General features: G+C 59.4%; 19 protein-coding genes and 1 tRNA gene. 4 read left to right on the top strand and 16 right to left on the bottom strand.

Translation table 11 applies throughout. From position 1 onward, the window contains the following. Positions 1 to 2: 2 nt before the first annotated feature. On the bottom strand, positions 3 to 1,052 hold the full coding sequence (locus tag A7X77_RS03005; RefSeq protein WP_064681506.1) for a glycoside hydrolase family 5 protein: 1,050 nt from the start codon (positions 1,050 to 1,052) through the stop codon (positions 3 to 5). Positions 1,053 to 1,188: 136 nt separating this feature from the next. Between A7X77_RS03005 and A7X77_RS03000 the strand changes: the two genes are divergently transcribed. Next, positions 1,189 to 2,796, top strand: a complete 1,608-nt coding sequence (locus A7X77_RS03000) for a GumC family protein (protein WP_064681505.1) — start codon at positions 1,189 to 1,191, stop codon at positions 2,794 to 2,796. 60 nt (positions 2,797 to 2,856) lie between these two features. Continuing rightward, entirely contained in the window at positions 2,857 to 3,189 is a 333-nt protein-coding gene (locus A7X77_RS02995) for a hypothetical protein (protein ID WP_064681504.1), read from the top strand. Positions 3,190 to 3,194: 5 nt separating this feature from the next. On the opposite strand, the gene A7X77_RS02990 is transcribed toward A7X77_RS02995, so the two are convergent. From A7X77_RS02990 to rfbF, 8 genes are all read right to left on the bottom strand, one after another. Beyond that, entirely contained in the window at positions 3,195 to 3,869 is a 675-nt protein-coding gene (locus A7X77_RS02990) for a GNAT family N-acetyltransferase (RefSeq protein WP_064681503.1), read from the bottom strand. 23 nt (positions 3,870 to 3,892) lie between these two features. Next, positions 3,893 to 4,651, bottom strand: coding sequence for a cephalosporin hydroxylase family protein (locus A7X77_RS02985; RefSeq protein WP_064681502.1), 759 nt, complete (start codon positions 4,649 to 4,651; stop codon positions 3,893 to 3,895). Positions 4,652 to 4,683: 32 nt separating this feature from the next. Next, entirely contained in the window at positions 4,684 to 5,832 is a 1,149-nt protein-coding gene (locus A7X77_RS02980) for a DegT/DnrJ/EryC1/StrS family aminotransferase (RefSeq protein ID WP_064681501.1), read from the bottom strand. Positions 5,833 to 5,907: 75 nt separating this feature from the next. Continuing rightward, complete coding sequence (locus A7X77_RS02975) at positions 5,908 to 7,146, bottom strand: glycosyltransferase family 2 protein (protein WP_064681500.1); 1,239 nt, start codon at positions 7,144 to 7,146, stop codon at positions 5,908 to 5,910. Beyond that, the gene (rfbC, locus tag A7X77_RS02970) at positions 7,143 to 7,685 is read right to left on the bottom strand and encodes a dTDP-4-dehydrorhamnose 3,5-epimerase (RefSeq protein ID WP_064681499.1); all 543 of its coding nucleotides are present in this window, start codon (positions 7,683 to 7,685) and stop codon (positions 7,143 to 7,145) included. The genes A7X77_RS02975 and rfbC overlap by 4 nt, the downstream gene beginning before the upstream one ends. After that, the gene (locus A7X77_RS02965) at positions 7,682 to 8,917 is read right to left on the bottom strand and encodes a class I SAM-dependent methyltransferase (protein WP_064681498.1); all 1,236 of its coding nucleotides are present in this window, start codon (positions 8,915 to 8,917) and stop codon (positions 7,682 to 7,684) included. The genes rfbC and A7X77_RS02965 overlap by 4 nt, the downstream gene beginning before the upstream one ends. Beyond that, positions 8,914 to 9,978, bottom strand: coding sequence for a CDP-glucose 4,6-dehydratase (gene rfbG / locus A7X77_RS02960; RefSeq protein WP_064681497.1), 1,065 nt, complete (start codon positions 9,976 to 9,978; stop codon positions 8,914 to 8,916). Before rfbG ends, A7X77_RS02965 begins: the two co-directional genes overlap by 4 nt. Then, complete coding sequence (gene rfbF, locus A7X77_RS02955) at positions 9,969 to 10,742, bottom strand: glucose-1-phosphate cytidylyltransferase (protein WP_064681496.1); 774 nt, start codon at positions 10,740 to 10,742, stop codon at positions 9,969 to 9,971. The genes rfbG and rfbF overlap by 10 nt, the downstream gene beginning before the upstream one ends. A 347-nt stretch (positions 10,743 to 11,089) precedes the next feature. Between rfbF and A7X77_RS02950 the strand changes: the two genes are divergently transcribed. Next, positions 11,090 to 11,386 (top strand): DUF982 domain-containing protein, encoded by a 297-nt coding sequence (locus A7X77_RS02950; protein WP_010030002.1) that lies wholly within the window; start codon positions 11,090 to 11,092, stop codon positions 11,384 to 11,386. A 70-nt stretch (positions 11,387 to 11,456) separates the two neighbouring features. Here A7X77_RS02950 and A7X77_RS02945 read toward each other — a convergent pair whose 3' ends face one another. From A7X77_RS02945 to A7X77_RS02915, 7 genes are all read right to left on the bottom strand, one after another. Continuing rightward, on the bottom strand, positions 11,457 to 12,680 hold the full coding sequence (locus A7X77_RS02945) for a glycosyltransferase (RefSeq protein WP_064681495.1): 1,224 nt from the start codon (positions 12,678 to 12,680) through the stop codon (positions 11,457 to 11,459). 11 nt (positions 12,681 to 12,691) lie between these two features. Beyond that, positions 12,692 to 13,519: a class I SAM-dependent DNA methyltransferase gene (locus A7X77_RS02940; RefSeq protein WP_064681494.1), complete on the bottom strand. Its 828-nt coding sequence runs from the start codon at positions 13,517 to 13,519 to the stop codon at positions 12,692 to 12,694. A gap of 13 nt (positions 13,520 to 13,532) precedes the next feature. Further along, the gene (locus tag A7X77_RS02935; RefSeq protein ID WP_064681493.1) at positions 13,533 to 14,690 is read right to left on the bottom strand and encodes a DegT/DnrJ/EryC1/StrS family aminotransferase; all 1,158 of its coding nucleotides are present in this window, start codon (positions 14,688 to 14,690) and stop codon (positions 13,533 to 13,535) included. A 3-nt stretch (positions 14,691 to 14,693) separates the two neighbouring features. Beyond that, complete coding sequence (locus A7X77_RS02930; RefSeq protein ID WP_064681492.1) at positions 14,694 to 15,077, bottom strand: cupin domain-containing protein; 384 nt, start codon at positions 15,075 to 15,077, stop codon at positions 14,694 to 14,696. 20 nt (positions 15,078 to 15,097) lie between these two features. Beyond that, positions 15,098 to 16,321 (bottom strand): class I SAM-dependent methyltransferase, encoded by a 1,224-nt coding sequence (locus A7X77_RS02925; protein WP_064681491.1) that lies wholly within the window; start codon positions 16,319 to 16,321, stop codon positions 15,098 to 15,100. A 295-nt stretch (positions 16,322 to 16,616) separates the two neighbouring features. After that, positions 16,617 to 17,492 carry a hypothetical protein gene (locus A7X77_RS02920; protein ID WP_245293698.1) on the bottom strand — a complete coding sequence of 292 codons (876 nt, stop codon included), beginning with the start codon at positions 17,490 to 17,492 and terminating at the stop codon, positions 16,617 to 16,619. Between the two features lie 307 nt (positions 17,493 to 17,799). Beyond that, positions 17,800 to 17,884: transfer RNA gene (locus A7X77_RS02915), tRNA-Leu, on the bottom strand. Positions 17,885 to 18,052: 168 nt separating this feature from the next. On the opposite strand from A7X77_RS02915, the gene A7X77_RS02910 reads away from it, so the two are divergent. Continuing rightward, positions 18,053 to 18,463 (top strand): BA14K family protein, encoded by a 411-nt coding sequence (locus A7X77_RS02910; RefSeq protein WP_064681490.1) that lies wholly within the window; start codon positions 18,053 to 18,055, stop codon positions 18,461 to 18,463. Position 18,464: the final 1 nt, after the last annotated feature.

Genomic DNA, 18,464 nt, shown 5'->3' with positions numbered 1-18,464 from the left:
GGTCAGTTCTCCGCGGGCTTGACGGCGGTGCAGGCGCTGCGATCGGCTTCGGCCGACTCGGCGAGAAGCCTCATCTGCGGCCGCTCAGGGCCCTGACGCGGCTGAACGTTGAAAGGTTCGTTCGCCGGCCACCATTCGCCCGCCGCCCAATAGGACCAGCCGAGCCAGACGTCGCTATTTCCGGACATGGTGGCGTAGATTTCTCTCAGCCCGCCCATGCAATCCTTGTCGGCGGAGGCGCCGAATTCGCCGAGAAAGCCGCGCTTGTGGTTCTGCTTCAGCCAAGCGGAGACGCCGGCGATTGCCTCGACCGCGGCGGCCGCACCTTCGCAGGTCGGATGGGTTCCCGACGAATCGACATCGAGATATTGGTGGACCTCGTAGGCGTAGAAATCGAGCGGATCGCGCACCCCGAGCATCACCGTGCCGTTGGCGCCGCCGATCACATCCTTTTCCCAGCTGTGAGCGCCGCTCCAGGCGGTGCCCGGCACGAGGATAAGGTTGCGGGCGCCGACGGCCCGGATGCTGCGGATCGCGGCGTTGGCGGCATCGAGCCAGTCCGTCGCCTTGAGGTCATGCGGTTCGTTCATCAGGCCGAAGAGAACGCCGTCCTGATTGGCGAATTCGACCGCGAGCCTCGCCCAGAAGTCGGCGAATGCAGCCTCCGTCGCCGGCGCGGTGCCGATCTGAACCTTGTCGTAATAGCCGAAATTATGCGGGTCGAGCAGGACGGCCATGCCGTGCCTGCGAATTAGATCGACGGTATCCTTGATCCGTTTGAATTCGGTCTCGTCGAGCCGCCCGCCGAGCGCCGGCTGCAGTCGCTCCCAGCGGAAAGGCAGCCGGATGATCGTCATGCCCTTTTTGGCGAAATAGCCGATCGTCTCTTCGCTCGGATAGATATAGTTCGTGCCGTAGGTGCCGCCGCGCTCGCCATATTCGCCACCGGATAGATTGACGCCGCGATAGCAGGGCTTGTCGGTGGCAAGCGCCGGCGACGGCATGAGGGTGGCCGCAAGCAGCAGCGCCGTCAGATGTCGTGTCGTCCTCATGGCTATCCCTCGCAGTCGCGGCAAACGCCAACATCTCTATGGCCGCCAGTATCTTAACGGTCCGTTAGCTAAGAATTTCTAAAGTCTCGGCACCTCGGCTTCAGTCTTTCACGCTGGGCGGGACACGAGTGCGCGTATGAGCCAGTATGACAGGAATAGAGTAAGCCGGCTGCCCGGCTGGCGCAGTTATGAGCCACCTCAGACTGCACCGGAAGGCGTGCGGCTGCGCAGTCCTGTCGTCCGCCCGGATGATTTCGCCCGCCCGGCGCCCGAACCCGCTCCTCCGCCTTTCGTGCCGCCGGCAAACGTTACGCAAACGGGCCGATACGAGCAGCCGTCGCCTCCACCTGCCGAGCGGCCCGCGTTTGATGTGCCGCCGCGAAGCGCGTCGGCACCCGCCGCCCCGCTTCTCGATCTCCGCTCCAGCATCGCGGCGATCTGGAGCCGCCGGCTGGTCGTGCTTGTCCTCGCTCTTCTCGGCGCTGTTGCCGGCGGCGCGGTGGCGCCGTTCATCGGCCAGAAATACACCGCCGTCAGCAGCCTCTATTTCGATCCGCGCCAGATCGGCCTTGCCGAGGTCGGCGCGCAATCTTCGGGTCCATCGCCGGAAATGATCTCGGCGCTGATCGACAGCCAGGTGCAGATCCTGACCTCGGGCAATGTGCTGCGTCGCGTCGTCGAGGCGATGAAGCTCGATCAGGATCCGGAATTCACCGGCGGCCGGAACGATGGCGCTGCCGTCATCGGCACCCTGCAGAAGGCGCTCGTCATCACCCGCCAGGCCAGCACCTATGTCGTTTCGCTTGCCGCGACGACCAATGATCCGGAAAAATCGGCAAAGCTTGCCAACCAGGTCGTCACCGCCTTCACCGACGAGGAAAACAGCGCCTCGAACGGCCTCTACGAAAACACCTCCTCGACGCTCGACGGACGCCTCGACGACCTGCGCCAGAAGGTGCTGGAGGCCGAGCAGGCGGTCGAGACCTTCCGCGCTGACAATGACATGGCCGCGACCGAGGGCAACCTGATTTCCGATCAACGGCTCGGCTCGCTGAACACACTATTGGTGACGGCGCAGGAAAAAACCATCCAGGCGAAGGCCCGCGCCGACGCCGTCGCCAATCTGCGCGTCGAGGACATCGTCGCCGGCAATCAGACCGAGGGCGGCGCCACTTCGCCGCTGGTCAGCCTGCGCCAGCAATATGCCAGCCAGGCCGCCGCCGTCGGCAGCCTTGAAAGCCAGATGGGCACGCGTCATCCGCGCCTGCAGGCGGCCCGCTCCTCGCTGCAGAGCATATCCGGCGAAATCAAGGGTGAATTGCAGCGCCTCGCCACCTCGGCACGAGGTGAATACGAGCAGGCCAAGGCGGCCGAAGACAGCATCGCCAAGGAGCTTGCCGTCCAGAAGGCGCTGCAGGCGACGACCTCGGACAAGCAGGTGGGATTGAACGAATTGCAGCGCAAGGCGACGGCGGCGCGCGAGATCTACGAGACGGTGCTGAAGCGCTCGAGCCAGACGAGTGAGGAGCAGAACCTCAGCCAGAGCAACATTCGCGTCATCTCGCCGGCCGAGCCGCCGGTCAAAGCCGATGGCCCTGGAAAGAAGATCCTGCTGGTGGCCGGCCTCATCGGCGGTCTCCTTGCCGGTTTCGTCATCGGCGCCGGCTTCGCCATTCTCGCCAGCCTCTTCCGCCATCCCATCACCAGAAGTTATTTCAGGAAAACGCCCGCTGCGGCTGCTTGATCACGACCCTCGGTTTTCCTACATCCTATCGGCGGCCGACGATGCCGGCAGGAGAGTTCCATGCGGCTTGTGCTGATGTTTCCGATATTGTTCGCTGTCCTATCAGGCCTTGCGCCAGCCGCCGCCTTTGCCGTCGACTGGACAAAACCGGTGAATTCGGACGCTCAAGCCCTCTATCCCTACAAGGGTCTGCCCGGCGTCAAGGCGCAGCCGGACAAGAAGGAAGAGGAATCCTACAATTGTCGCACTGAAACCGTCCAGATCCGCCGCCGTTACGACGAGATCTTCCGCTCCGGCGGCATGCCGACGCTGATGTATGTCTGCGAACGCGACGGCTTCGTCACCATGGGCGGCAAGGTGCCGCTGCGCGGCCACTATCAGCCGGTGCGATAGGCGTCTTAGCCGGTCAGCAGAGCCGTTGGGTACGCCTGTCGGAACCGCTGGGCCGGAAGTTCCATCCTCAGATAGTCGAAGCCGGCATTTGCTTGCGATCGATCGACGACCGAATATTTGACCATGCCTTCTTCTTCGGTGCGTCGCAGCGGCAGGCTTTCGGCTGCCGCAAAGCCCAGCCGCTTGTAAAGACCGATCGCTTTTTCGTTTTGAGAGAAGACGTGGAGCTCGGCCGTTTCCACCCCAAGACCGGAAAACATCCACTCCAGCATTGTCACGCCGCAATGAAACATCAGATTTCGGATCTCGCTCGGCCGGCCGCGGATGACGTTGTCGAACTCGGCCGAGCCCTGCCGGATGTTGCAGAGGCCGAAATTTCCCAAGCGGTTTCCATCCGGATCGCAAATGACGAACAGGATGCGATCGGCGGCGGGCAGCGAGATTGTTTCGAGCCACCCCCGCGTGCGTTCCGCGGTGGCGTTGAACTGAGTGAGGAAAAACGGCATCGACCGGTTGCGCCACGCCGTCAGTTCGTCGATCAGGCCGGGCTCGTCGAGCATCGACCTGTCGATGCATTGCAGGTCACCTACGTGCCTGCCGCTATCGTCCCCGATCCGAAGCCGGAGCCGTCTGGCCGGATCCGCATTGTCCTTAAGACTGACGATATCGACCTGCGCCATGAAGACGATCCCTGATTGTCCGCTCACGCCTTTCGGCAGACGCAGTAACCGCCCGGCGAGGAAGACAGCACGAGCTTGCCGTTCAGAATCGGATCGACCTCGAAGCGGTCGGTTTCCGTCAGATAATCGGTAATGGCCTTCAGCGGCTCATTGCCGCGCAGCCAGACCTTGGAGCGCTTCGTGAAGGCTTGTTCCTCGGTCAGGTGACCGATGAGTGTGTCGGCGACGACGAGGTAGCAGCCTTCCGTCACCAGCGGACCGTAGGCGCGGCATTCCGCCAGCACATGCTCGTAGGAATGGTCGCTGTCGAGCACCACCATCACGCGTGCGCCCGGCGGAATCTCGGCCTTCACGGCGGCAAGCACCTCGTCGTCGACCGACCCGCCCTGGATCATCTTGATCCGGCTCGACATGGGGTGCGATTCGATCGACTCGCGGTTATGGGCCCGGATGTCGATGTCGACGCCGACAACCTTGGCCTTGTCGTTGCCCATCGCGGCGAGAATCGACGCCATGAAGATCAGCGAGCCGCCGCGCGCGATGCCGGTTTCGATGATGACATCGGGCTTGCTCGCCCAAATGACTTCCTGGGTCGCCAGGATATCGGCGGGAAGCTGGATGATCGGCACGCCCATCCATGACCAGAGATAGAAATAGTCGAACTTGTCGAGCCCGATCAGCGTATTCAGTGATTGTTGGAAGCTTGTCTCGTCCTTGCCGAGCGCAAGCGACATCTCCCGCTTATGGGCTTCGAATTCGAGACGGTCGTCCGTGGTGGTCATGACTGTTCTTTGTCCTTCGCTGTATGGCTGTCTTAGACCGACCGCCGCAATGCCGTGCTGTTGTGATAGGTTCGCCCGGCCGCCATTTCGAGCAGCGTTGCCGCCACCCTGTCGATATCGGCTTCGCTCATGTCATGATAGCTGGGCAGGTTGATTGCGCGGCCCGGAATGCTCCAGGCGTTCGCGTTCTCGGGCCGATCCTCGAACATGTCGAGGCTGGAGAGGGGATAGAAGAAGACGCGCGCGTCGATATTGGCGGCCTCGAAGGCCTGCTGCATCATTTCGCGCGTGGTACCGGTCGAGGGATGAAAGACCGCGGTCGGCATCCACGCACCGTTGATCGTGCCGCTATACTCCGGGTTCATCGAGATGCCGGGCAGGGCGGAAAGCCTGACCATATAGGCCGCGAGGATCTCCCGCTTCCGGGCGACGAGCTCTTCAACGCGCTCGAGCTGCGCGCAGCCGATGGCCGCCTGGATGTTGGACATCTTGTATTTGAAACCGATAGCATCCGGCCAAAACTGCTTCGTCTGGCCGCGGGCTCGGCCATGGTTGCTGAGCGTCAGCACCCGCTCGTAGAGAGCGCCGTCGCTGGTGACGAAAATGCCGCCTTCGCCGGTCGTCAGCGTCTTCGTGCCGTGGAAGGAGAAGGTGCCGAAGGCACCCATCGAGCCGGCGCGGCGGCCGTGATAGACCGAGCCGATCGCTTCCGCCGCATCCTCGACGACAGGGATGCCGGTGCGCTTGCCGATTTCGAGCAGCGCATCCATGTCGCAGAGATTGCCGTAGATGTGGGTGGCAATGATCGCCTTGGTTTTCGGCGTGATGTGCCGCTCGACCTCTTCGGGATCGATGCACCAGGAATCCGGCAGCACGTCGACGAAGACCGGCTTGGCGCCGAGATGGACGATCGGCGAAACGGTGGCGACCCAGTTGGTGTCGGCGAGGATCACTTCGTCGCCTTCGCCGATGCCGAGTGCGGCCAGACCCATGTGCATCGCGCCGGTGCAGCTCGATGTGGCGATGGCGAAGTCGCTGCCGAGATAGGTCTTGAAGTCACGTTCGAAGCGGTTGATGTAGTCGTAACAGCGTGCGCCCCAGCCGGTCGCTGCTGCGTCCGCGGCATAATCGGTTTCAAGCTGGGTGATGGAAGGCTTGGTATAAAAGATCCTGTTTGTCATGCCGCTATTTCTGTTGAATTGAAGTCAAGACGCAGGCGCCTGCCACGACACTAGCTTTTGAAACTGGCGCCAGGCTCACATGAGAATGTGCCGAGCCACATCGTGCTCGTGGAACACCAGATTGGGCAGGTAGCCGAGAGCCACGAAATATTCCCGGTCCCTTTCGACGCTGACGAAGACGGCTGTGCTTTCCAGTGGGCTGGCGCTGAGTTCCGTCGTCACCTTCACCCTTTCGCTGAGGCCAAGTTCCCGCATTAGATTTTCGAGCGCGATGATCTCCGTGAAGCCAGCCAGAAGCAGCGTGTCGGTTCCAACTGCAGAATTCACCTCGCTGACCAGCGTCTGGATGGCGACCATCAGGGGCAGCCCTTCGCGGAAGGGTCGGATCTCCGGGTGGTCAAGCATTCCGCCCCACATGAGGCGCGTATAGAGTTCATACGCCTTGAGGAAGTTCTTGCGCGCGGCCCAGAAGCGGAAGGCGACCGCCATGCGGTTGAGCGTGAAGATCCTGCACATCTCCTCATATTTGAGACGTGTCTCGGGCGTCAGGTTCAGGGCGCCGCGTCTGACCGCGGTATAGAGGAAATATTCAAGCCCTCCGCGATAGCGGTCCCAACTCGACATAACGTCGTTGGTGCCTTCCTGGGGCCGGTCGCGAACGATCGCCGAATTGCCGATGGAGCGATAGAACGGCCGCTGCAGGAAGGTGACTGCGCCTTGATCGAGGAAATGCGCAAGGAACGGGAACGGATAGAAGCATATATCGCGCGGAATCCAGGCCGAGCGCAGAGCCGACGCGCGGTATATCGCGATTTCCGGAAAGATATGGCGGTCGACTATATAGTGAAAGACCTCGGTAAAGCTGCCATGCGCAAACTTCCGGTCCTCCTCGACATGATAGAACGTCGTGATGTCGGTTTTGGCGACTTCGTCATACAGGAACCAGGGTGCATGAGCGCAGGTCACATCCTGGTTCTCATCGAGATATTTGACGGTTTCGGCCACCGCATCGGCAATCAGTATGTCGTCGTCCGCGAGATAGATGAGGTATTCGCCCCTGCCGAGGCGCAGGGCGCTCGTAACGTTGGCGTTGGCACCCGCATTGATCTCACGCTTGTAATAGCGGATCGGTAATCCGTGAGCGATGAACTCCTCGACAACCTGCTGGGTATTATCGGTGGAGGCATTATCGCAGATGACGATCTCGAAGGGAAAGTCGAACCTGTAATCATTCCCGCAATAGGTCAGCGCGTTTCTGAGATAGGCTTGGCGGTTGTATGTCGGGATGCAGATGCTGAGTTTGATGCCGGTCAAAGGGTGCTCTCCTGGCAGTAGCTTGCAAGCGCGACGTCGCGGTCACTGATGACGCTCGGCGTAAAGGGCCAGCCGATGGAGAAGGTGGGGTCGTTCCAGCGAACACCGCGGGCGAGTTCGGGCACATAGGCTTCCGACATCTGGTAGAAGAGCTCGCAGTCGTCCTCGAGCGTCAGGAAGCCATGCGCGCAGCCTGCGGGAATATAGAAGGCATTGTGGCTGGTCGCATCGAGTTCGACGGAGGCCCATTTGAGATAGGTTGGCGACTCCCGTCGCAGATCGAGCGCGACGTCGAAGACCCGGCCGCGCACAGCCCTTACCAGTTTCGCCTCCGGCTTCGGATCAGCCTGATAGTGCATGCCTCGCAAAGTTCCGCGCCGGTGGTTCTGGGAGAGGTTGCATTGCGGATAGACCGAGGCAAGCCCGTGCGTGGCAAAGCTTTTGGCGCAGAAGGTCCGCGCAAACATCCCGCGGTTGTCGGCGTGTACCTCGATTTCGACGACGAAGGCGCCCGCAACCGCGGTCGGCGCGAATCTCATCCGAGCACCGTCAATTCAGGCACGGCGACGGCAAATTGTCCGCCCCAGGTGGCGACCTTGCTGTTGCCGGAAACAACCTCGTTCTTGATGTTCCAGGGCAGGATAAGCACGTAGTCCGGCCTCGTCTCTTCCATCTTCTCCGGCGCATAGATCGGCAGCTTGCTGCCCGGCAGGTAATGGCCCTGCTTGTGCGGGTTGCGGTCGACGACATAGTCGATGAGATCTGTGCCGACGCCGCAGAAGTTCAGCAGCGTATTGCCCTTGGCGGCGGCGCCATAGGCGGCCACCCTCTTGCCGTTCCGCTTTGCCTCCTCGAGGAAGGAGAGCAGCCCTTCCTTGATCGGCGCGACGCGGCTTTGGAACGCCTCGTATATTTCCGTCCTGTCGAAGCCGGCGGCCTTTTCGTCGGCCTGCACCTTGGCCAGGCCAGCGCCTGTCGCGTGGGCGGTCGAGGTCGCGCGGCACGCGAGGATGCGCAGGCTGCCGCCATGAGTCGGCAGTTCCTCGACGTCGAACACCTTCAGGCCGTGAGCGGCCAAGACCTTTTCGACGGCGAGCAGCGAGAGATAGTAGAAATGTTCGTGATAGACGGTGTCGAACTGAATACTTTCCATCAGCCGCAGGAGATGCGGAAATTCGACGCTGACGACGCCATCCGGCTTCAGCACGGCCGAGAGCCCGCCGACGAAGTCGTTGATGTCGGGTACGTGAGCAAGCACATTGTTGCCGATGACCAAGTCGGCGGCGTGGCCGCGCGACACGAGATCGGCGGCGGTCGCCTTGCCGAAGAATCGTGCCTCCGTCGGAACGCCTATACCGCGCGCGACTTCGGCGACGTTTTCTGCCGGCTCGATGCCGAGCACCGGCACGCCGGCCTCGACGAAATGCTTCAGCAGGTAACCATCATTGCTCGCCACTTCGATGACTTGCGATGTCGCGCCAAGGCCAAAGCGCTCGCGGGCCATGATGGTGAAGCGGCGCGCATGCTCCACCCAGCTGTCGCTGTAGGAGGAGAAATAGGCGTAATGGCTGAAGATGTCCTCCGGCGGCACGAAGGCATCGGCCTGCACCAGCCAACATTGCGAGCACACGAAGGCGCGCAGCGGATAGGACGGCTCCGGCTGTGTGAGCTGCTCTGCCGTCAGATAGGCATTGGCGAGCGGGGTCGAGCCGAGATCGACGAAACGATGTTGCAACGGAGCGTCGCAAAATCGGCAATTGTGCGCTGTCATGATATGGCTTCCTCATAGGCCGTGATCTGACCGAGCGAGAAGGCGCGCATGTCTTCGCCCTCGCGGTTGGCCCGGTACCAGGCGGCAGTCCAGTCGATGGTCTGTTGCAGGCTGAGGCGCGGCCGCCAGCCGATGGTGTCGAACGCCAGCGCCGAACTCAGCGTCAGGGCCGGCGCTTCGGGCAGATGTTCGCCCGGCGCAAGCTGCCACACGTCTTCGACGCGGTGCGCACGCCCGAGCGCTTCGGCAAGTTCGGAAACGGTCGCGAAGCTCTCGGGATGCGGACCGAAATTCAAGGCATCGGGCAGCTTCCTGTCACCGCCGAGCGTCAGTGCTTCGGCGAAGGCGAGATAACCGCCCAATGGCTCCAGCACATGCTGCCAGGGACGGACCGCCTCGGGATAACGCAGCAGGATCGGCTGGTTGCTCTCGAAAGCGCGAATGAAATCCGGGATCAGCCGATCCTTCGACCAGTCGCCGCCGCCGATCACATTGCCGGCACGCACTGTGGCAACCTTGATATCGCGCCCCTTGAAGAAACTGTCGCGGTAGCTCTGGCAGACGAGTTCCGTGCAGGCCTTGGAGTTGCTGTAGGGATCCTTGCCGCCGAGTGTATCGGTCTCGATGAAGGGTATGCCGCTGCCGTTGTTGGCATAGACCTTGTCGGAGGTGATGACCAGCACGGTTTTGACAGAGGGCGCCTGCCTGACCGCGTCGAGAACATTCGCCGTTCCCATGACATTGGTCGAGAAGGTCTCGGCCGGGTTCTCATAAGAGCGCCGTACCAGTGCCTGCGCCGCCATATGAATGACGATCTCCGGCTCGAAGCCTTGAAAGACGCCAAGAAGTGCGCCGGCATCGCGGATATCGATGATATGGTGGTCGCGATCGTTCCAGGGCGCGAGTTTCCGATAGAGCGACGGTTCGGTCTCCGGCGCCAGCGAAACCGCGGCGACATCGGCGCCGAGGCGCTCCAGCCAAAGGGAGAGCCAGGATCCCTTGAAGCCCGTATGTCCGGTCAGGAAGACCCGCCGCCCTTTCCAGAAGTCCGTCAGGCCCATAGCTTCCACGGCGCCTTTCCGGAATTCCAGAGTTCCTCCAGATGGGTGCGCTCGCGAAGCGTATCCATTGGCTGCCAGAAGCCGTCATGCTTGAAGGCGGCAAGCTGATTGTTGGCGGCGAGCCATTCCAGCGGTCCGGCTTCCCAGATCGTGTCGTCGCTCGGGATGAGATCGATCACCGAGGGGTCGAGCACGAAGAAGCCGCCATTGATACGCTGGCCGTCGCCTCGCGGTTTCTCCACGAAGGAGGTGATGAACTGACCCTCGATATTCGTGGCGCCGTAACGTCCGGGCGGGGTTACCGCGCACATCGTCGCCTTCAGACCATGATCGCGATGGAAGGCGACTTCGGCCGCGATGTCGATGTCGCCGACACCGTCGCCATAAGTCATGCAGAAGGGTTCGCCTGGTGTGAGATGCTCGCGAATGCGCCCCAGACGGCCGCCGGTCATCGAATGCATGCCGGTATCGACCACGGTCACGCGCCAATCCGGTCGTTTGCCGCCGTGGTAGTTGATGCTGTTGGCTCCGAGGTCGACGGTGATGTCGCTGTGATGCAGAACAAGGTTTACGAAGTATTCCTTGATCATGTAGCCCTTGTAGCCGGCGCAGATGATGAAATCGTTGAGGCCGTGGTGGGCATAGATGTTCATGATATGCCAGAGGATCGGCATGCCGCCGATTTCAACCAGGGGCTTGGGCCGCACGCTGGTCTCTTCGGCAAGACGCGAGCCAAGGCCACCGGCGAGAATTACAACTTTCATCCCAGGTGAACTCCAGAGTGTCCAGCAATCGGCTTTCCGCGAAAGTTCGCTGAGACCCCGACAGGCGGGATGACTCTCCTCGGGCGGAAAGGCCGGATGTTTATCCTTCTCTCGGTATCCGATTTCGTTCTTGTGCGAGGCTTGCGGAGGGATTGGACGGGGAGCGGCGCTTTCCGCAAAGCCATGCATTGAGCAATGGAACAGCTGAGCCGGCCGCACCAGTCACGTAAGTCGTTGCCGGGGGATCAGAAGAAAATGGCTCTGTCGAGCAACAAAGCCGCTTTCCATCTTGCCCGGCACGCTCCTTGCATTATTACTAATATTCTAATCCTTGGGGAGAAAGTGCAATGCAATGGAACACATCGGCGGATTTTTCGCCTCTTGTTCTCTTTCTTGGCGCCCGGCACCAGCGTAGGATCGTGAGAACGCTCCGCGACGCAGCCGAGGTTTTAATGACGGAATGGCCGCTTGAGGATGGAGAGGAGTACGTCGCGGCCGTGAAGGCTTGCGCTGATGCCATTACGGGGCAAGCGGGGACGGATCAGCTTAGGGATTTGCTATTGAGCGCCGCCAGGGAGGCTGGCATCGCCGTTTTGTCGGTGATTCCCGACAGCGGTCAAACAACGCCGCACATGGCGGCGTAGAGGCCATTTTTTACCTCATCAAGCATCTCCTAAGAGCTGTAGACACTTGTTTGAGCTATAGGATTGTTATTCAGCGCCAGCATCGACGAACCATTTCGAATTCGTCAAGTATAGATAATATCTGCCGCACGTAATCGGTGGCGGTCCATTTGCGAGCTCGTATATGACCCTTCTCTATCATCTGCTGGCGCAGATCAGGCTTCTGCAGTAACTGTTGAACCGCAGCAGCGATTGATTCCGGCGCCAAGGCGTCGACGTAGAGTGCGGCGTCCTCCAATTGTTCGCAGGCCCCGTCATAATTCGAGACAATTACCGGGCATCCAAGGGCAAAGGCTTCCAGGGGCGGCAAATTATCCGGTCCGAACTGGCTTGCATAAGTCAGTGCGAACGCTCCCTGATAGAGTGCGATTAGATCCTCACGGGCGACAAAACCGAGGAACAGCACCTGTTTTTCTATACCAAGGTTGCGCGCCAGCGAGCGCAGGTGCTCAAGATTGCCGTGATCGGACCCCACCAAGGCAAGCTGGAAAGGCTCCGCCTCTCCGTCATTGATCAAGCGTAACGCGTGCAGTAGGTTGGCGTGGTTCTTGTGTGCCCAGAATTGCGCTGGATAGTACAGATATCGGCCGGTAATTCCCAAAGCCTGGAGCCGGGACGGCGTGTCGATCTGCGGAGGATTGAAGCAAAAGCTAGGCGTTGGCAGGGGAATAACACGGATACGCTTTGCCGGAACACGGTAGAAATTTTCGATTTCGCGCCGGCCTTCTTCGGTGCCGGTAATCACATAAGCAGCACGCCTGATATAGCGGCTAAAGAACTCCTCACGTATATCCCACAATCCGCCCAGGCTGACTTCGGGAAAAAACGGCTGCAGCCTGTGCTGAAGGTCGAAGACGGTGGTAATGTAAGGCACGTCGAAAGCTTCATGCTCATAGTGCCCGATCGACCAGGTGAACTCGATATCATTCCGCGCCAGGACCGCCGCGGCACGGCTGAGCTGAGGCCCATTTTCAAGCGCTCCTTTGTCTTTTCCCAGCACGCGCCGCAAGAAGCGCTTGGCGCGCCGGCGTGGCGTGAGCGGCGGCTCGGGAGCGGCCATGGGAGAAATATGAACGTTGGAAGGACGGCCCGGAAGGGCGGAAAAATCCCCTTGCTTATCGTGTTCGCAAATCACGTGGAATTCGTGACGTGACTCCGCCGCCAGTTCCAGAAAGGATCTGAAGATATCCTGCTGATAAGTAAATACGCCGCCAGAGTGCGGAGAAGGATCATTGAAAAAAAAGCCGACCTTCAAACTGCGCTCCGTTACTGGCTTTGGTGCGCAGCCGTCGGCCTGTCCGACATTTTCCGCACAACATAAGTCATGTTCCAGTCGTCCTTAGACACTGCTTTTTCCGGCTGCATAAAGGGGCATCGCAGAAGAACTTCGAAACCGAGCGCTGTCAGCAAGTCGACCATTTCCTGCGGAAAATAAAACCGCACGTGATGGTTCTCGCTGAAATGCTTCACGGTCCCATCGGCATACTCGACCCTGAATTCGAACTTGACGACGGCTTGTTGTGCAATCTCATCGAGGGTCGTACGGGAAACGCGCTCCACCTTGCGTTTATCGTCCGCCTCGTGCCTCACCTTGTGGGGGGAATATTGCGGCAGCACCGCCGCGCCGTTCCACACATCGAAAATGAAAATGCCGCCCGGGGCCATTTTCTGCGCGACATTCCTCAAGGTCAGTTCAAAATCGGCAAAATGGGTGAGATAGCCCAGTGCCGCAAACATGGCCAGAACGACGTCGAAAGAACCCGGGATTGTATCAGCAGTCTGAAACGAACACTCGTGAAACCGGACATCGAGCCCGCGATCCCTGGCGCTGTTGCGCGCCACCGCCACCATCCCCGATGAGATGTCGCTGCCTTCGACAACATAGCCCCCGGCCGCCAGTTCCATGGCATGACGACCTGTACCACAGGCCAGATCCAGAACCCGAATAGGCGCATCATTTTGACGCGGCGCGTATTGCTCAATCAGAGCCGCGACAAAACCAGCCTCACCAGCATAGTCCTTGTCCCGGTATATAAGATCATAGATCGCGGAGTATTCGCCGAACGGAATCGGCTCTTGTTCTTTCCCTGTCACGGCGCAAAAACACTCATTGGTCCAATGCTTCGATCAGGCTCTGGCAGACGTAATCGATGTCGTCATCAGAAATCGCAGGGCCGCTCGGCAGATAAAAGCCCCGCAGGCCGAGGTCGTTCGCGACCGGGCATTCATCGGCGCTGGTCCAGCCGCGATTGATAAAAATCTCCTGCATGTTGTAAGGCAGGAAATTCTCGCGGCTCTCGATGCCCTTTTGTGCCAGCGCACGCATCACTTCTGCGCGCCGCCCCGCGTTGCGTCCGCTGACGAGCACCATGTACATCCAGTGAACATTGCGGGCATAAGGCTTTTCCACCGGCAACTGCAGGTCGTCGCGCCCGCGCAGGCGCTGCGTGTACTTATTTGCAATGCTTCGCTTGGCATCGATGATCTGTTCGATCTTGCCGAACTGGGCATGCCCGATCGCTGCCTGCAGATTGGTCATCCGGAAGTTGTATCCGATGTCCTTATGCATAAATTTGTTCTTGTCACCGAACGCCAATCCCTTGAGATTACGGGCGCGGTCAGCCCACCCGGCGTTATTGAGTGTCAGCATCCCGCCTTCACCTGTTGTGATCACCTTGTTGGCGTAGAAGCTGAAGCAGCCGATGTCGCCGATACCGCCGACCTTGCGGCCTTTGTACAGGGCGCCATGAGCCTCGGCACAGTCCTCGATGACGTACAGATTGTGCTCGCGGGCAACCTGCATGACGGGATCCATGTCGACCGGGTGACCAAACAGATGCACCACCAGAATGGCTTTGGTCTTCGAGGTGATCTTTGCGCGTAACAGCGCCGGATCGAGGTTCAAAGTATCGGCTTCGGAGTCAATCGGGACAGGATGCGCCCCCTGGTACAGCACCGCGAAAAACGTTGCCATATTGGTCAGCGAGGCCACCAGCACCTCGTCGCCGCGACCGATCGACAGGGTTGCCAGCGCCAGGTGAAGCGCGGTGGTTCCGCTGGACACCGATACCCCATGAGCACAGTCGCAATAGGCGGCGAATTCCTGCTCGAACGTTGACAGGTAGTCGCCGAAGAAACCCGAGATGGCGCCTTGGGCCAAGGCCGCGTTGACATGATGGGTTTCCTCCGGCCCCAGCAATGGCTGCGAGACGGGCACGCGACGTACGGATGCGGAGGAATCCTGGCGCAGGGATTGTGTTGACATGGCTCAGATACCGGTTGCCAGGGGAACGTCGAGACGGAATGTATCGCTTTCGTATTCCTTACCGCCACGCGGTCCCCTGGTAAAGACGAGCAGATCAGCATCATCCAAGCCTACAAGAGCATGGCGCACATGGGGCTTCGTAACGAAGAGTTCGCCCGGATTCATCACAATCTCAACAACCGGCTCGCCGGGCAACTGACTGACCAACTTGATGCGGCCCGATATCACATAGTTCCACTGGGTGGTTTGCTCGTGATAGTGGTTGCCGCGTACAGCGCCTTTGGAAAAGGTGATGCGCGTAATTGCGTTGATCGTCTCGTTTTCGAGAAGATCGGTGATTTCGCCGCGAGCATCCTTGAATGCGGGGGCCAGGGAGATTTTCTCCATTACGTGCTCCTTAAGAACAGTCAGTCGACGATTTTGGGGAAGGGAATCGGGATAATGAATTTGCCTCCCCGGCGCCGGAATTCGTGCAGGTTTCCGATGATCTCCTCGGCAAAATTCCAGGCCAAGAGCAATGCATAATCAGGCTGACGGTTGAGCAGTTCTTCGTCGGATACCACGGGAATGTGGGCGCCCGGGGTATAACGGCCAATTTTCAGCTTCGACTTCTCCGTGACGAAATCCAGTATGTCGGCGTCAAGCCCGCAGTAATTGAGCAGCGTCATACCCTTTGCGGGGGCGCTGACGGCGGCGATCCGCTTGCCCTGATGCTTGAGGGAATGAAGCAGCCAGGTCAGTTCGTCCTTGTTGCGCCGGACTGCAGCGGCAAACTCGGCCAGTTTTTCGTGGCTGTATATGCCCATTTCCACTTCTTGTTGCGCCATCCGTTCTGCGTCTGACGAAGCAGGCCACATGCCGGTCCGGCCCACATGCACACGGAAAGAGCCGCCATGAATATCGCGCTCCTCGATATGAAATATTTCCATGTCGTGCTTGCGGAAAAAGGCCAGCAGAGGTTTGACCGACAGGTACGAGAGATGCTCGTGATATATCGTGTCGTATTCGTTGTGCTTGAGCAGATTGACGAAATACGGCGCTTCAAAAATGAACACGCCTTTTTCGCTAAGCAATTCCTTGACGCTGGAGATAAAGCGATCAAGGTCATCCACATGGGCAAATACGTTGGTTGCGGTAACCACCGATGCGTGACCTTTGTCGGCGACGATCGTGCGAGCGGTGTCTTCATTGAAGAAATCGCAGATCGTGTCGATCCCATTTGCCTGGGCGATCAGGACGATGTTGGCTGCAGGGTCGACGCCCTGCACCCGCAAGCCTTGGCTTTGGAAAGCTCCCAGCAACACGCCCACATTGCTGCCGATATCGACCGCCAAATCCTCTGGTCCTAGCTTAAGGCGTTCAACGACGCTGGCAGCGAACTCCGACCAGTGTGCTTGACCGGTACGGGTGGTGGACGACTCATAAGGATAGTCGTTTCGATATAAGACTTCTGGAGAGACGACATGACTCAACTGGGCCAAGCCACAATCGTCACACATCATTACCTGCAAGGGATAATAAACGTCCGGCTCACGCGCCTGATCCCTGCGCCGGAATTGGTCGGCTGGAGGTGTAAAACCCAAGTCGAGAAATTTATGCAACTTGGTGCTGCCACACATACGACAATTCATGGGTGATATCCCTTTATTTCTGTAGCCTGAACCCAACTGGGGACGCACTCTGTTGACGGCAGACCGCTGGATTCAATTGATCAAGGGTTTGCGAAATCGGTGTACTAACTATTGAACGGACGATGCCAATGCAACGACGTTTTTCCGATCCGAACGGCGTTACGGTGTTGATCTCGCCGAAAATCGACCACCTTTGCAATATTCGCCTGCGACGCATCGTCGGCACGAGACTATCTGACGCCTCGGAGATCGACTTGGAGCGGTCGAGCTGCGGATAATGACGGGATCGCGGATATCAGCATTCGGCTGAAGATTGCGCCGGTGCTGGCGGAAACAACGACGCAAAGTCCACTCTGGGAAATTCGTCCAATTCGCCGCCGGCAGTCGCGTTGAAAATACGAATGCCATGATGCTGGGCGATCTGCTTGATCGACCGGTACTGCTCCCACAGGCGCGCCAATCCCACGAACTCCGCATACCAGGAAGTGGGCTTGCCGCCGGCATCGACGGTACTGTCCTTGCCGCGCAAAACCGTTGGCTCGAAGGAATACTTGTATTCAGCGGTGCGGAAGTGGTCGTGGTCGGTGCCAAGAAGATATATTTCCGAAAACCCCATATACATAGCGATCATCAAACCCATGACCGGCACCGACTGAACGGCGGGTATGCGGGATGCGATGTCCGGAATCTCATCTGTCGGATATTCGGAAAAGCCGCCCGAGAAAACCGTATATCGTACCTGGCGGCCGGCGAAGAGCTTCTCCTCGCGCGCGACGGCCTCTTCCGTGTGATTGAGAAAAAGCACCGCGTGGCCGAGTTTCTGGTGCATTTCGCGAAACCAGGCAACAACATCGGCTCGGGACATCAAACCGTAGGTAATCTGCGGCACGCAATGATATGCGGGCGCGATTTCTGCATAATCGGAATGTAGATAACCACTGGATACCGAAATCACATGCTCGGACTTGAGTACGCGGATGTCCTGCTGCTTTATGCTTGGTCCGTTGGCAAGTATGAAGCAACGCTGGCCGGCGTGCCGATTGCGCAGCTGCACATTCTGCGCGGCTAGCGCCAACGGTGCAGCCAAGCGCTTCAGTTCTTCTCGAGCGTGCTTTTTGGCGAGAAACGCGCTACGCAGACTGCTGTATAAAATTCTGATTATCGATGTCATTCGTTTCAAGCGAAGTCGAGAGCTGCCTATTTACGCACTGTATTGCTGACTGGCGATGGCCGGAAAAATCTGCATCGAGAATAGTCGCGATTATAGCGATCCAGAGCCGACAGCAAAACGAAACAGGGAAACCCGTGCGTCGCTATGTTTCGGGAGCTTCTCTTGGCTTTGGGCGAGCCGGCATCGACTTGTCTGCTGTCAACAAATGTTCAAATGCACCGAAATTGCGGAGAATAGCAGAAGAGCACTTGAGAGCAGGGTTTTGCGGTGTTCAAAACCGCCTGGAACGGCGGCCTGAAATTGGGAATGGTGCCCAGAAGAGGACTCGAACCTCCACGCCTCGCGGCACAGGTACCTGAAACCTGCGCGTCTACCAATTCCGCCATCTGGGCGACGGAGAGCGATGTAAGGGGGTGGCTCGTGACTGTCAACTGGGTTTTTGAAGTTTTCCTGACAGTCGGCAAAAAACTGCCGATCACATGCGAAAGAGCCGCCGGAGGATGGGCATAGCGCTTCGCTCGCGACGCCCTATATGGAGGGAGTATCGAAAGGAATGCCTCATGGCTGCTGCCCGCACGCTTCTGTTCGCCGGTCTTCTCGCCGTTTTCGCGCCTGCCATGGCCAGCGCTGATTCGCCGAAGCCGGGTCTCGGGCCGGTCAACACGGGGTCGACGCTCTGCGATTTCCGCGGCTGCTTCGGTTTCGGGCCGCAGCAATGGCATCGGCCCGCCTATGTCCAACCGAATTACCGTCCGCGTGGCGCCGGGCCGACCTATTATCTGCCGGGTGCGGCCGGGCGGCCGCAACTGACCTATGATCCGCCGCCGGTGCGCCGCGCACAGCCGGCGACGCGCGATATGAACAAGCATATCGCCTGGTGCACCAACGAATACCGCTCCTACAATCCGCGGACGGATCACTTCCTCACCTATGAGGGCGTCTACCGGGTCTGCCGGTCGCCCTATCGCTGAG

Origin of the sequence: Rhizobium bangladeshense (genome assembly GCF_001662075.1) — a bacterium.
Classification (GTDB): domain Bacteria; phylum Pseudomonadota; class Alphaproteobacteria; order Rhizobiales; family Rhizobiaceae; genus Rhizobium; species Rhizobium bangladeshense_B.
Note: the sequence above shows the minus strand (reverse complement) of the source record. Positions and strands in the feature narration are given on the sequence as shown.

Excerpts from the sequence above, each read along its gene's own strand:
- A7X77_RS02925 (WP_064681491.1), bottom strand. The coding sequence starts at position 16,321 with ATGAATTGTCGTATGTGTGGCAGCACCAAGTTGCATAAATTTCTCGAC.
- A7X77_RS03005 (WP_064681506.1), bottom strand. The coding sequence starts at position 1,052 with ATGAGGACGACACGACATCTGACGGCGCTGCTGCTTGCGGCCACCCTC.
- rfbF (WP_064681496.1), bottom strand. The coding sequence starts at position 10,742 with ATGAAAGTTGTAATTCTCGCCGGTGGCCTTGGCTCGCGTCTTGCCGAA.
- A7X77_RS02920 (WP_245293698.1), bottom strand. The coding sequence starts at position 17,492 with ATGACATCGATAATCAGAATTTTATACAGCAGTCTGCGTAGCGCGTTT.
- A7X77_RS02910 (WP_064681490.1), top strand. The coding sequence starts at position 18,053 with ATGGCTGCTGCCCGCACGCTTCTGTTCGCCGGTCTTCTCGCCGTTTTC.
- A7X77_RS02985 (WP_064681502.1), bottom strand. The coding sequence starts at position 4,651 with ATGACCACCACGGACGACCGTCTCGAATTCGAAGCCCATAAGCGGGAG.
- A7X77_RS02950 (WP_010030002.1), top strand. The coding sequence starts at position 11,090 with ATGCAATGGAACACATCGGCGGATTTTTCGCCTCTTGTTCTCTTTCTT.
- A7X77_RS02965 (WP_064681498.1), bottom strand. The coding sequence starts at position 8,917 with ATGACAGCGCACAATTGCCGATTTTGCGACGCTCCGTTGCAACATCGT.
- A7X77_RS02930 (WP_064681492.1), bottom strand. The coding sequence starts at position 15,077 with ATGGAGAAAATCTCCCTGGCCCCCGCATTCAAGGATGCTCGCGGCGAA.
- A7X77_RS02980 (WP_064681501.1), bottom strand. The coding sequence starts at position 5,832 with ATGACAAACAGGATCTTTTATACCAAGCCTTCCATCACCCAGCTTGAA.
- rfbG (WP_064681497.1), bottom strand. The coding sequence starts at position 9,978 with ATGGGCCTGACGGACTTCTGGAAAGGGCGGCGGGTCTTCCTGACCGGA.
- A7X77_RS02990 (WP_064681503.1), bottom strand. The coding sequence starts at position 3,869 with ATGGCGCAGGTCGATATCGTCAGTCTTAAGGACAATGCGGATCCGGCC.
- rfbC (WP_064681499.1), bottom strand. The coding sequence starts at position 7,685 with ATGAGATTCGCGCCGACCGCGGTTGCGGGCGCCTTCGTCGTCGAAATC.
- A7X77_RS02995 (WP_064681504.1), top strand. The coding sequence starts at position 2,857 with ATGCGGCTTGTGCTGATGTTTCCGATATTGTTCGCTGTCCTATCAGGC.
- A7X77_RS03000 (WP_064681505.1), top strand. The coding sequence starts at position 1,189 with ATGAGCCAGTATGACAGGAATAGAGTAAGCCGGCTGCCCGGCTGGCGC.
- A7X77_RS02935 (WP_064681493.1), bottom strand. The coding sequence starts at position 14,690 with ATGTCAACACAATCCCTGCGCCAGGATTCCTCCGCATCCGTACGTCGC.